12 protein-coding genes are annotated in these 12,798 nt (G+C 63.7%); all 12 read left to right on the forward strand.

Features of this window, described 5'->3' with window-relative positions; all coding sequences use genetic code 11:
- Positions 1–274: 274 nt before the first annotated feature.
- The 12 genes from htpG (at position 275) to clpX (ending at position 12,752) form a co-directional block, all read left to right on the forward strand.
- Positions 275–2,194, forward strand: coding sequence for a molecular chaperone HtpG (gene htpG, locus BLV04_RS00300; RefSeq protein WP_093026983.1), 1,920 nt, complete (start codon positions 275–277; stop codon positions 2,192–2,194).
- Positions 2,195–2,393: 199 nt separating this feature from the next.
- Complete coding sequence (adk, locus tag BLV04_RS00305) at positions 2,394–3,053, forward strand: adenylate kinase (protein ID WP_093026985.1); 660 nt, start codon at positions 2,394–2,396, stop codon at positions 3,051–3,053.
- Positions 3,054–3,233: 180 nt separating this feature from the next.
- On the forward strand, positions 3,234–3,617 hold the full coding sequence (gene trxA, locus BLV04_RS00310; RefSeq protein WP_093026987.1) for a thioredoxin: 384 nt from the start codon (positions 3,234–3,236) through the stop codon (positions 3,615–3,617).
- A gap of 106 nt (positions 3,618–3,723) precedes the next feature.
- The gene (locus tag BLV04_RS00315) at positions 3,724–4,158 is read left to right on the forward strand and encodes a DUF1249 domain-containing protein (protein ID WP_245731627.1); all 435 of its coding nucleotides are present in this window, start codon (positions 3,724–3,726) and stop codon (positions 4,156–4,158) included.
- Between the two features lie 182 nt (positions 4,159–4,340).
- Entirely contained in the window at positions 4,341–4,811 is a 471-nt protein-coding gene (locus tag BLV04_RS00320; protein WP_093026991.1) for an Rrf2 family transcriptional regulator, read from the forward strand.
- Between the two features lie 140 nt (positions 4,812–4,951).
- Positions 4,952–5,878 carry a 50S ribosomal protein L3 N(5)-glutamine methyltransferase gene (gene prmB, locus BLV04_RS00325; protein ID WP_093026993.1) on the forward strand — a complete coding sequence of 309 codons (927 nt, stop codon included), beginning with the start codon at positions 4,952–4,954 and terminating at the stop codon, positions 5,876–5,878.
- Positions 5,875–6,036 (forward strand): hypothetical protein, encoded by a 162-nt coding sequence (locus BLV04_RS00330; protein WP_245731629.1) that lies wholly within the window; start codon positions 5,875–5,877, stop codon positions 6,034–6,036. The genes prmB and BLV04_RS00330 overlap by 4 nt, the downstream gene beginning before the upstream one ends.
- A gap of 64 nt (positions 6,037–6,100) precedes the next feature.
- Positions 6,101–7,486 (forward strand): oxygen-independent coproporphyrinogen III oxidase, encoded by a 1,386-nt coding sequence (hemN, locus tag BLV04_RS00335; protein WP_093026995.1) that lies wholly within the window; start codon positions 6,101–6,103, stop codon positions 7,484–7,486.
- Positions 7,487–7,500: 14 nt separating this feature from the next.
- Complete coding sequence (locus tag BLV04_RS00340; protein ID WP_093026997.1) at positions 7,501–9,072, forward strand: AMP-binding protein; 1,572 nt, start codon at positions 7,501–7,503, stop codon at positions 9,070–9,072.
- A 128-nt stretch (positions 9,073–9,200) separates the two neighbouring features.
- Entirely contained in the window at positions 9,201–10,505 is a 1,305-nt protein-coding gene (gene tig, locus BLV04_RS00345) for a trigger factor (protein WP_342721879.1), read from the forward strand.
- A 123-nt stretch (positions 10,506–10,628) separates the two neighbouring features.
- Positions 10,629–11,273 (forward strand): ATP-dependent Clp endopeptidase proteolytic subunit ClpP, encoded by a 645-nt coding sequence (gene clpP, locus BLV04_RS00350; protein WP_093026999.1) that lies wholly within the window; start codon positions 10,629–10,631, stop codon positions 11,271–11,273.
- 204 nt (positions 11,274–11,477) lie between these two features.
- A complete protein-coding gene (clpX, locus tag BLV04_RS00355) occupies positions 11,478–12,752 on the forward strand; it encodes an ATP-dependent Clp protease ATP-binding subunit ClpX (protein ID WP_093027001.1) in 1,275 nt (424 codons plus the stop codon).
- Positions 12,753–12,798 lie beyond the last annotated feature (46 nt).

The following is a 12,798-nucleotide window of genomic DNA, read 5'->3' on the forward strand; positions in this document are numbered from 1 at the left end:
GGCCCCGGCCACTAAGTGGCCGGCTGCGGGCGCGAGGGCATGACTCAGATCGGATCGGGCCAGCGGCTTCGGCCGGCTTTGTCGGCGATGCGGGTTCCCGTCCCGAAAGGCGTACTCGCGCGGCATTGTATCCCCGCAAGCCCATGCGACAATACCGGATCGGCTCGGGTGCGCGGCGCTCGGACCCCGCGCGGGGTCTCCGGCGACCGGGCGCGTCCGGGTGATACCCCCTTAAATTCAGTTGGATCGAAGAACGATCGAGGTACTACAGACGATGACAGTCGAAGCGCACAAAGAAACACTGGAGTTCAAGGCCGAGGTCAGCCAGGTGCTGGATCTCGTCATCCGTTCGCTGTACTCGAACAAGGAGATCTTTCTGCGCGAGCTGGTCTCCAACGCCTCCGACGCGGCCGAGAAGCTGCGCTTCGAGGCGCTGAGCGACGACGGGCTCTACGAAGGCGAGAGCGATCTGCGCATTCGCGTCGAGGTCGACAAGGATGCCGGCACGCTCACGGTGTCGGACAACGGCATCGGGCTCAGCCGCCAAGAGGTGATCGACACCATCGGCAGCATCGCCAGCTCCGGCACGCGCCGATTTGTCGAGGCGCTCTCGGGCGATCAGGCCAAAGACAGCAAGCTGATCGGCCAGTTCGGCGTCGGTTTCTACTCGGCCTTCATCGTGGCCGACAAGGTGACCCTGATCTCGCGCCGCGCCGGTCTGGGTGCCGAGCACGGGGTGCGTTGGGAGTCCGACGGCCGCGGCAGCTTCACCCTGGAGACGCTCGAAAAACCCGGGCGCGGCACGGACGTTATCCTGCACCTGAGGGACGACGAGAAGGAGTTCCTGGATGCCTGGCGGCTGCGCAGCATCATCGGCAAATTCTCCGACCATCTCGCCCTACCGGTGGAGATGCGCAAGGAGCTTTACGGCGAGGAGGCCGAAAAGGCGAAGGATCAGCCGCCGCAGTACGAGCAGGTCAACCGCGGCACCGCACTCTGGATGCGCAACAAGTCGGAGATCACGGAGGAGGAGTATCACGACTTCTACAAGCATGTGTCGCACGACTTCGATGTCCCGCTCGCCTATGCCCACAACCGGGTCGAGGGGACGAACGAGTACACCACGCTGCTCTTCGTTCCCAAGCGTGCGCCCTGGGACCTCTGGGAGCGCGACGCCAAGCACGGCGTGAAGCTCTATGTGCGCCGCGTCTTCATCATGGACGAGGCCGACAAGCTGATGCCGCACTATCTGCGGTTCGTGAAGGGCGTGGTCGACTCGGACGACATGCCCTTGAACGTCTCGCGCGAGATCCTGCAGCACAACCGCAAGATCGACACCATCCGCCAGGCCAACACCAAGCGGATCCTCGGACTCCTGGACACCCTGGCCAAGGACGAGCCGGAGAAGTACGGCGAGTTCTGGGACGAGTTCGGACGTGTGCTCAAGGAAGGTCCGGCCGAGGACTTCGCGAACAAGGAGCGCATCGCCGGCCTGCTGCGCTTCGCCAGCACCCAAGGCGAGAGCGATGCCCAGCGCGAGTCGCTCGACGGCTACCTGGATCGCATGAAGGATGGCCAGGAGAAGATCTACTACATCACCGCCGACAGCGCGGCGGCGGCGCGTCACAGCCCGCATCTGGAGGTCTTCCGCAAGAAGGGCATCGAGGTGCTGCTGTTGTCCGACCGCGTCGACGAGTGGTTGGTGAGCCATCTCACCGAGTACAAGGGCAAGACGCTGCATTCGGTCGCCAAGGGCGACCTGGATCTCGGCGGCTTGGCGGATGCGGAAGAAAAGGAGGCAAAGGAGAAGGCCGTTGCCGAACATGGCGGTCTGCTCGATCGGCTTAAGTCCACCCTGGGCGAGCGCGTCGAGTCGGTCCGGCCGAGCACCCGTCTGGTCGACTCCCCGGCCTGTCTGGTGGTCGGCGAGCACGACATGAGTGCCAATCTGGCGCGCGTGCTCAAGGCGGTCGGTCAGAGCGCACCCGAGAGCAAGCCGATCCTCGAGGTCAACCTCGGTCATCCTTTGGTCAAGCGTCTGGAATCCGAGACCCAAGACGACCGGTTCGCCGATCTCGCACTCATCCTGCTCGATCAGGCTCAGCTCGCCGAGGGTGGGCAGCTCGACGATCCGGCGGCCTTCGTCGCGCGTCTCAATAAGCTGATGCTCGGTATGATGATCGCCGGGCGTTGAGGGTCGACGCTGCGACCGCACGAGGTTGTCTTCCCGCGCCTGCCGGTCCTGGCCGGCGCGACGGCGTCGAGCGGTCGTCGGAGTCGCCTCTAGCCATAAGCCCGCCCGATCCCGCAATGGATTTGTTCTGTGGTCCTGTCGAATCCGACTGTGGCACACTCGGGCGCACCTTAAATAAACATCACTGGGGGAAAGCGACATGCGCGTCATCCTATTGGGCGGCCCGGGCGCGGGAAAAGGAACGCAGGCCGGCTTCATCAAGGAGCACTTCAAGATCCCGCAGATCTCCACCGGCGACATGCTGCGGGCGCACGTCAAGCAGGGGACTGATCTGGGCAAAGCGGCCAAGAAGATCATGGACGAGGGCGGCCTGGTCTCCGACGACATCATCATGGGCATGGTGAAGGCGCGCATCCTCGACGAGGACTGCAAGAGCGGCTACCTCTTCGATGGCTTTCCGCGTACCCTCGGCCAGGCCGATGCCTTGAAGGCGGCCGGCGTGGGGATCGATGTCGTGGTCGAGATCGACGTGCCGGATGAAGAGATCATCCGACGCATGTCGGGTCGTCGCGTTCATCCGGGCTCGGGTCGGACCTACCATGTCCTCTTCAATCCCCCGAAGGAGGCCGACAAGGACGACGAGACGGGCGAGCCCCTGATCCAGCGCGACGACGACCGCGAGGACACGGTCAAGGAGCGGCTGCGGGTGTATCACGACCAGACCGAGCCGCTGATCCACTATTACTCGGCGTGGGCCGAGCAGGGCGGCGCGGATGCACCCAGTTACGTCAAGGTGACGGGCATCGGCTCGGTCGACGGGATCCGCGACGAGATCATCACGAAACTCTCCGCAAGCTGACGTCGTCCCATCGTGTGTCGCCGATGATCGGCACCGCACGTCGGGCCGGCTGTGCCGGCCCGACCGGGGCGAGCGCCTTCGGAATATCCCTGTTTCGAACCGGTGAAACTGCCGAGGGGCCGGGATTCTGATACCATCTTCGGCAATGTTTAATCGCCGAATGCATAGCAGGATTTCTTCATGGCCGTAATCGAGCTCGACGGGACCAATTTCGAAGACACCATTCGCGACAACGCCTTCGTCGTCGTCGATTTCTGGGCGCCTTGGTGCGGTCCCTGCCGATCCTTCGCGCCCGTCTACGACAAGGTCTCCGAGGACCTGCCCGATGTCGTCTTCGCCAAGATCAACACCGAAGAGCAACAAGAGATCGCGGGTCACTTCCATATTCGCTCGATCCCGACCCTCATGATCTTTCGCGAGCAGATCATCATCTTCTCGCAGCCCGGCGCGCTCCCGGAGAGTCAATTTCGAGATCTCCTGACCAAGGCAGGGGAGCTCGACATGGTCGAGGTCAAGCGTCAGATCGCAGAGCAGGCGCAGGCCCAGGCATCCGGCAACGCTTAGCTCGACAGTCGCGCACCCCGTCTCGGTTCCGGTCTCGATGCAGCGCTTTTGCCACCCTTGGGCGACCGCATGCGTCCTGTCGGGTCGCCCCAATGTCGGCGCGCTCATGAGTCTCTGCGAAGAGAACTTCGCGCGCCTCTCCCGTTTGGTCCCGGATCTAGTCGCGCGTCCCCCGGGTGTCTATGGATCGTGTTGCAGCGAAGGGGTCGATCTCTATCTCGAGGTCGAAGAACAGGCGCGCTTCACGACCATCCTTCGTCTGACCTATCTTTTCCCCGTTCAAGGGGTTGTGCTCCCGGATCCGGACGCCCGCTTGAGGGTGTATCACGACGCCCGTCAGGTCGAGGTGATCGATCTGAGCCAAACGGTCTTGCCGCTGCGGGCCGATTATCGTGCGCCCGCGCTGGTCGAGAAATGGCGAGCGAATGCCTTCATCGGCAAGTGGCTGACGTATTGCCAGCGGCAGGGGCGCGTCTTCGGAGATGCGCCGGTCACTCCGCCGACGTTCGCGTCCGGCGCGCGGGTGACGCTCTGCCCTTAGCGCGCCGTCTCTGAAAGCGGGTCTGTTCCCGCGAGATCCCTTCTCTCCAAGCCCCTTCTCCGGCGCCGATCGATCGGTTGCGCATTGAAATGTCGAAATTGTTGACTACTTAACTGGAGGATACCGGGCGCTCTCGCGACGATCCGCGCGCCCGTCGGCTCACTCACTCCAGGCATCCTACGATGAGACTATCGACGAAAGGCAGATATGCGGTAACCGCTATGCTCGACCTCGCTCTGCATTCCGGCAACGGGCCGGTGACGCTGGCGGACGTCTCGGTGAATCAAGGGATCTCGTTGTCGTATCTCGAGCAGCTGTTTGCCGCACTGCGCAGCAAAAAGCTCGTACGGGGCGTACGCGGACCGGGGGGAGGGTATTATCTCGGCCGGCCGGCCGAGGAGATCTCGATCGCCGACATTATCTGCGCGGTCGACGAGTGGGTGGAGTTCACCCGCTGCGGCGGTCGGGAGAACTGCCGGGACGGGCAGCGTTGCCTGACGCACCATCTATGGGATCAGCTCAGCGACGAAATCTTTCGTTTTCTCAGCGACATCTCCCTGCAGGACTTGGTCGACCGCGGCCGCGGTCGACCCGGAGCGCCGAAGATCGGGGTCGAGGAGCTCGAAGACGACGCCAAACGCCGCGCGGCATAGCCGACCCGCCGCGGCATCCCGGGGCGGGACCGGCGTCCGCGCCGTCTTTGGTGTCTCCCGGCAACGGGGCTGAACAGGGGCTCGCGGTAGTGGTATCCTGCAGCGCTGGATTCACTGACGCGTTTTCCTCGATACCTCGTATGGCCGAGCAGCCGGATGGTTTGATCACGATACAAGACTTCGTGCGGTGGGGCGCAAGCCGTTTCAACGCCGCCGGACTTTTCTTCGGTCACGGGACCGACAACGCCATCGACGAGGCCGCTCACCTGGTCCTCGGCGCGTTGACTCTGGATCCGGGACTACCCGCCGCCTTTCGCGACTGTCGGTTGACCCCGGCGGAGCGCGTGCTGGTGTGCAATATGCTTGAGCGCCGCGTCCTGGAACGTATTCCGGCGGCCTACCTGACCGGGCGCACCTGGTTTGCCGGTCTGGAGATGATCGTGACACCGGATGTCCTGGTGCCGCGCTCTCCGATCGCCGAGTTGGTCGAGGCCGGATTCGAGCCCTGGATCGACGGCGAGATCGTCGGTCGAGTGCTCGATTTGTGCTGCGGGAGCGGTTGTATCGGCGTTGCCGCGGCCGTGCATCTGCCGGATGTGGACGTCGACTTGGTGGACATCTCGCCCGACGCCTTGGGGGTGGCAAGACGCAACGTCGCGCGTCACGGTGTCGAGGATCGGGTTCGCGTCCTTGATTCGGATCTGTTCGCATCCCTTCCGAATGACCGCTACGACGTCATCGTCTCCAATCCCCCATACATTTCTCGCTCAGAGCTGGATTCCCTGCCGCTCGAATACCGCAACGAGCCCGAGCTAGGTCTCTTCGGTGGCGAAGACGGTCTGGATCTCGTCGTGCGGATCCTGGCGGATGCTGCAAGCCACCTGACCGACGAGGGCATCCTGATCGTCGAGGTCGGGAGCGCAGCACCGGAGCTCGAGCGCCGCTTGCCGAGCGTACCCTTCACCTGGATCGAATTCGAGCGCGGCGGGGAGGGTGTCTTCCTGCTGACGCGCGAGCAGCTCGATCGCCATCAGCTAGAGCTGCTCGAAGAGGCCACGGCCCGATGAGCTTGCCTCGGGCGAAGAGCGAAGCCTTCGAGCGCGAGGATCTGCCGTTCATGGATCCGGCCGGCAAGTACGCGGAAGAGATTCCATTCCATACCCTGCTCAAACAGATCAACGAGACGCACCGTCGCGGCCTCGATGTCGGCGGGGATGATGCCTGAGACAGGCGCTACGAACATGGCCGAGCGGGTGGCACAGCCGACCCCGCGGCCGGAGGGTTGAACGGTGGAACAAGGTATTTCATTCGATCTGGATCTGATCCGTCGCTACGATCAAAGCGGCCCACGGTATACCTCGTATCCGACCGCGGTGGAGTTCGACGAATCCTTCGACGCCGCGGCCTATCGCGCGGCCTGCGAGCGCAGCAATCACAGCGGTCGTCCGCTCTCGCTCTATTTCCACATCCCCTTCTGCGACACCGTCTGCTTCTATTGCGCCTGCAACAAGATCGCGACCAAAGACCGTTCCCTGGCTCCGCCCTATCTGGAGCGCGTGTACAAGGAGCTCGCCCTGCAGTCGGAGCTGTTCGACAAGTCCCGTGTCGTGGAGCAGCTGCACTGGGGCGGCGGCACGCCGACCTTCCTCAGTCATGCTCAGATGACCGAGCTGATGGACACCACGCGCCGGCACTTCAACCTGGCCGGGGACGATGTCGGCGAGTACTCGATCGAGATCGATCCGCGCGAGGCCGATGCCGCCGGTGTGGCGTTGCTGCGCCGTCTGGGCTTCAACCGGATGAGCCTGGGCGTGCAGGACTTCGATCCGCGGGTTCAGCAGGCCGTGAACCGTATCCAGACCGAGGCCGAGACCATGGCGGTGCTCGAGGCGGCCCGCTCGGAGGGTTTCCGCTCGATCAGCATCGATCTCATCTACGGTCTGCCTTTCCAGACCCCCGAGAGCTTCGCGAGGACCTTGGAGCGCATCATCGCGGTCGATCCGGAGCGCCTGTCGGTCTTCAACTACGCCCATCTGCCCGAGCGCTTCAAGCCGCAACGGCGGATCAACGAGGCCGATCTGCCGGCGCCCGAGGCGAAGCTCGATATCCTTCAGTCGACGATCGAGCGCCTCACCGAGGCCGGCTATGTCTATATCGGCATGGACCATTTCGCTCGCCCCGACGACGAGCTCGCCCGTGCCCAGCAGGCCGGGACCCTCTATCGCAACTTCCAAGGCTATTCGACCCACGCCGACTGCGATCTGATCGGGATCGGGGTGACCTCGATCGGCAAGATCGACAACACCTACGGCCAGAATCGGCGTGGTCTGGAAGAGTATTACGCGGATCTCGACGCCGGGCGCCTGCCGGTCTTCCGCGGTATCGAGCTGACCCGCGACGATTTGATTCGCCGCGACATGATCACCCGTTTGATCTGTCACTTCGAGCTGGACATCCCGTCAGCCGAGGCCGCTTGGGATATCCGCTTCGACGAGTATTTCGCCGATGCCCTGATGAAGCTGCGCGACATGGCCGGAGACGGTCTTCTCGAGGTCGACGCGAGGAAGATCCGCATCCTGCCGCGCGGGCGTCTCTTGGTGCGCAACATCTGCATGGCCTTCGACGCCTATCTGGCCACCAAGACCGGGCCGATCGGCTTCTCGAAGGTGATCTGACGGCATCCTCGCTGGTGGGTACGAGCGTTTCGCCGGACATCCCCGCGCGCTTTCGGGCGACGGCGGCAAGGTACGGCGAGTCGATCGGCGTCTGCTCCGATCAGGGTGATTGGAGCTACGCCGCACTCGATCGGGCCTCGGACGGGGTCGCCGGTGCGCTGGCCGCGGCCGGCATCCGCGAGGGCGATCGGCTGGGCCTGCTCTGCGGCAACGGTGCCGACTTCGTCGTCGCCTATCTCGGTGCGCTCAAGGCCGGCGGCACGCTGGTGCCGCTCAACCTTCTGCTCAACCCCAAAGAGATGGCCTACATCCTCGCCGACAGCGGGGCGGTCGGTCTCATCCATCACGAGGCGTACGATGCGGCAGCGGCCGCCGCGCTCGACGGCCTGACCGACGTGGCTGTGCGGGTGCGGATCGGTGCGGCCCCCTCGGCCGATCCGGCGATGCTGGATTTCGGCGCCATGATGCGCAGCACGGAGCCCCCGCCCGTCGGCGCGCGCGATCCGCAGCACGCGACTGCCGCGATCCTCTACACCTCCGGCACCACCGGTCGTCCCAAGGGCGCCATGCTGTCGCACGCCAATCTGATCGCGAACGCCGATGGCGTCGCGCAGGCGCTTGCGCTCACCCCGGCCGACCGCATCCTGGTCGTACTGCCGATGTTTCACGCCTTCGCCGCGACGGTCGGTGTGCTCACACCCTTGCTGCATGGTCTCGGCATCGTGCCTGTTCCCAAGTTCGATCCGGGAGCGATCTCCGCGGCGATCGGTCGTCACGGTGCGAGCGTCTTTCTCGGCGTGCCGAGCCTTTACGGCGTACTGCTGCGGCTCGATGCCGATATGCTTGCGCACTGGCGCAGCGTTCGGGTCTGCGTGAGCGGCGGCGCGGCTATGCCGGCTGCATTGATGACGGCCTTTCAGGAGCGTTTCGGGATTCCGATCCTCGAAGGCGACGGCCCGACCGAATGCGGACCCGTGACCTGCGTGAATCCGATCGCGGGCGTACGCAAGCCCGGCTCGATCGGGTTGCCGATTCCCACGGTCGAGACCCGGATCCTCGATCCCGAAGGGCGCGAGGTGGCGGACGGGACCTACGGCGAGGTCTGTGTCCGCGGACCGAGCGTGATGCAGGGCTATCACAACCAGCCCGAGGCGACCTGCGAGAGCTTCTTCGGAGACTGGTTCCGTACCGGCGATCTCGGCTATCGCGATGCGGACGGATACGTCTACTTGGTCGACCGCATCAAAGACCTCATCATCACCAACGGAATAAACGTCTATCCGCGCGTGATCGAGGAGGCGCTGTATGCGCATCCGGAGGTTGCGGAGGCGGCGGTCGTCGGCGATCCGGATGCACGTCACGGCGAGATCCCGGTCGCACACGTCGTCCTGCGCGGCGGCTCCTCGGCGACCGAGTCGAGTCTGCGTGCCTGGTGCCGTGAGCATCTGGGGCGGCACGAGATCCCGCGCCGACTGGTGATCCGAGACGCCTTGCCGAAGAATGCGGCGGGAAAGATCCTCAAGCGCGAGCTACGCCGCTCCGGCGAGCACGAGCGTGGGGTCGACACGGGGCGAGCGCCCGGGTGATCCGATAGCGTTCGCCACGGCCGGCGCGTGCGCTATACTGGACAGCTTTTATGCGGTTTGGGCGTCTCTGCCCGATCCAAGATTCAACAACCTACGGACCCTCTCGGCGAGGGGCCGACCGGAGAGACATGATGCAGGTTTCGGTGGATACGGGCGAGGGACTGGAGCGACGGATGAAGATCGATCTGCCTTTCGAGCAGATCGCGGCCGAGGTGGAGAAGCGCTTGCAGAAGCTCGGTCGCAGCGCACGTATGCCCGGATTCCGGCCGGGCAAGGTACCCATGAAGGTGCTGCGTCAACGCTATGGCGAGGCCGTGCACCAAGAGGTCTTCGGCGAGCTCGTCGAGTCCAGCTTCTCCGAGGCGCTCATGCAGGAATCGCTGCGTCCCGCCGGGATGCCGCGCATCGAGCCCGAGATCGATCCGGTCGAGCAGCGTTTCGGCTATACGGCGATCTTCGAGGTCTTGCCGCAGGTGGAGGTTGCATCCCTGGCCGGGCGTGTCGTGAAGTCCCCGGTCGCCGAGATTTCCGACGAGGATATCGATGCGATGGTCATGCGTCTGCGTCGACAGCACGCCACCCGGCAGCCGGTGGAGCGAGCAGCGGCGACGGGCGATCTTCTGACCATTTCCTTCGTCGGAACCCTTGACGGCGAGCCGTTCGAGGGCGGCTCCGCCACCGGGGTCAAGCTCGAGCTGGGCTCGGGCCGCATGATCCCGGGGTTCGAGGACGGCTTGATCGGCGCCTGCGCCGGCGATCAGCGCACGCTCGATCTCGTGTTTCCCGATCCCTACCAGGCCGAGCATCTCGCCGGCAAGCCGGTACGTTTCGAGGTGACCGTCGAGACGGTGGAGGAGTCCGTTTTGCCCGAGGTCGATGCGACCTTCGTCGAGGTGTTCGGTGTCGCCGACGGGGATATCGCGCGGTTTCGCCAAGATGTGCGTCAAAACATGGAACGGGAGATGAAACAGCGGCTCGACGCCCGCAGAAAGGATGCTGTGATGGATCTGCTCCTTGAGGCCCACGAGATCGAGTTGCCCGCAGTCTTGGTTGCGGAGGAGATTCGCGCGATGAAGGGGCAGATGCTCGAGACGCTCGGCTCCAAGGGTATGGCGCTCCCGGACGGGATGTTCGAGGAAGCCGCGAAGCGACGTGTCTCGCTCGGTCTCATTATCGGCGAGATCGTGAAGCGGCAAGGGCTTCGCCCCGATGCGCAACGCGTGCGTGCTGCGGTCGAGGAAAACGCCTCGACCTACGAGCATCCGCAGGCGGTGGTCGATTATTTTTACTCCGACCCCAAGCATCTTGCCTCGGTCGAGAGTCTCGTGCTCGAAGGTCAGGTCGTTGACTGGGTGCTGGGACAGGTCGAGGTCGAAGAAGAGGTTCTGACCTTCGCTCAGTTGTCCGAGTCGGGTCCTCGCCCCGGCTTTTGACGGCAGCGGCCGTGACGGGCCGGTATCCATGCGTCGGCCCGGTCGTATATCCGCTCGCGGCGACGCTCCGCGGTCGGGCGTCGGTTTTCACTCTGAACGCGGTTTAAGACGATGAGACATCCTATGAGCTATACCTCGATCCGTTCGGATTGGCAGCCCTCCGGGCTGGGGCTGGTGCCCATCGTCGTCGAGCAGACGGCGCGCGGCGAGCGGTCGTTCGATATCTACTCGCGGCTTCTCAAGGAGCGTGTCATCTTCCTCGTCGGCCAGGTCGAGGATCACATGGCGAATCTCGTCGTGGCGCAGCTCCTGTTCCTTGAGTCCGAGAACCCGGATAAGGACATCCATCTCTACATCAACTCGCCCGGCGGCTCAGTCACGGCGGGTTTGGCGATCTACGACACCATGCGGTTCGTCAGGCCCGACGTCAGCACCATGTGCATCGGTCAGGCGGCCAGCATGGGTGCCTTGCTGCTGGCGGGCGGTGCGCCGGGCAAGCGCGTCTGCTTGCCCCATTCGCGCATGATGATCCATCAGCCCTTGGGCGGGTTCCAAGGCCAGGCGACGGATATCGACATCCACGCGCGCGAGATTCTGTATATTCGCGATCGACTCAACCAAATTCTCGCCCATCACACAGGCCAGCCGATCGAGAAGATCGCGGACGATACCGAGCGTGACCGCTTCATGAGCGGCGCGGAGGCCGTGGCATACGGTTTGATCGATAAGGTGATCGACGAGCGCGGTCCGGCGCCGACGAAGGCCTGATTTCGACATCCCGCACGGGTCGCGTACATCCGGCTTCGGATCGTCGCTCTGCGCCGGATACCGCGGATCGGATGCCGGATCCCGTGGTGACGGGCGGGAATCGTCACCATCTTGCCATCCAACAGCAAACCGTTATGATTGAGTTTGCGCCTTCAGGGAGCCTGTCATCCTGAAACCAACCGACCGCACGGAGACTCGACCGCGATGAGTGGAAATAGCCACGGCAAGAGCGACGATGGGAAACTACTCTACTGCTCGTTCTGCGGCAAGAGTCAACACGAGGTCCGCAAGCTTATTGCCGGCCCGTCCGTTTTCATCTGTGATGAATGCGTCGAGCTCTGCAACGACATCATTCGCGAGGAGATGCAGGACGGTGTCGGCGAGGCCACCAACAACCTTCCCAAGCCGCGCGAGATTAAAGCGCGGCTCGACGAGTTCGTGATCGGTCAAGAGCAGGCCAAGAAGGTTCTGTCGGTCGCGGTTTACAACCATTACAAGCGTCTCGAGGTCGCCGAGGCCAAGGAAGACATCGAGATCGCCAAGAGCAATATCCTCTTGATCGGCCCGACCGGGTCGGGCAAGACGCTGCTGGCGGAGACACTCGCACGCCTGCTGAATGTGCCCTTCACGATCGCCGATGCGACGACCTTGACCGAGGCCGGCTATGTCGGCGAGGACGTCGAGAACATCATCCAGAAGCTGCTTCAGAAGTGCGACTACGACGTCGAGAAGGCGCAGACCGGCATCGTCTATATCGACGAGATCGATAAGATCTCGCGCAAATCGGACAATCCATCGATTACCCGCGATGTCTCCGGAGAGGGTGTTCAGCAAGCCCTGCTGAAGTTGATCGAGGGCACCGTTGCCTCGGTCCCGCCGCAGGGCGGTCGCAAGCATCCGCAGCAAGAGTTTCTCCAAGTCGACACCTCCAACATCCTTTTTATCGTCGGCGGCGCCTTTGCGGGTCTGGACAAGGTCATTCAAAACCGCTCGCGCAAGACGGGTATCGGCTTCGCCGCCGAGGTCCACAGTCAGGACGATCGCCGCCAGATCGGCGAGCTCTTGAGCGCGGTGGAGCCCGAGGACCTCATCCGGTACGGTCTGATCCCCGAGTTTGTGGGCCGACTCCCGGTCATGGCGACCTTGGAAGAGCTCGACGAGCCGGCACTCATGCGGATCCTGACCGAACCCAAGCATGCACTCGTCAAGCAGTATCAGCGTCTCTTCGAGATGGAAGGCGTGGGGCTCGAGCTTCGCGAGGACGCCCTGCACGGGATCTCGCGCAAGGCCATGGAGCGAAAGACGGGAGCGCGCGGTTTGCGAACCATCATGGAGCAAGTGCTCCTGGACACCATGTACGATCTTCCCTCGATGGACCACGTCGGCAAGGTCGTGATCGATGCATCGGTGATCGCGGGCGAAAACAAGCCGTTTCTGATCTACGAAGGTTTGGAAAAGCAGGCCGTCGCGGCCGACTGAACCACGCTCGTCTCCCCCGTGTCCCGCAGACGTTGCGGGCACCGAC

It is taken from the genome of Thiocapsa roseopersicina (genome assembly GCF_900106925.1).
In the GTDB taxonomy this organism is placed as follows: Bacteria; Pseudomonadota; Gammaproteobacteria; order Chromatiales; family Chromatiaceae; genus Thiocapsa; species Thiocapsa roseopersicina.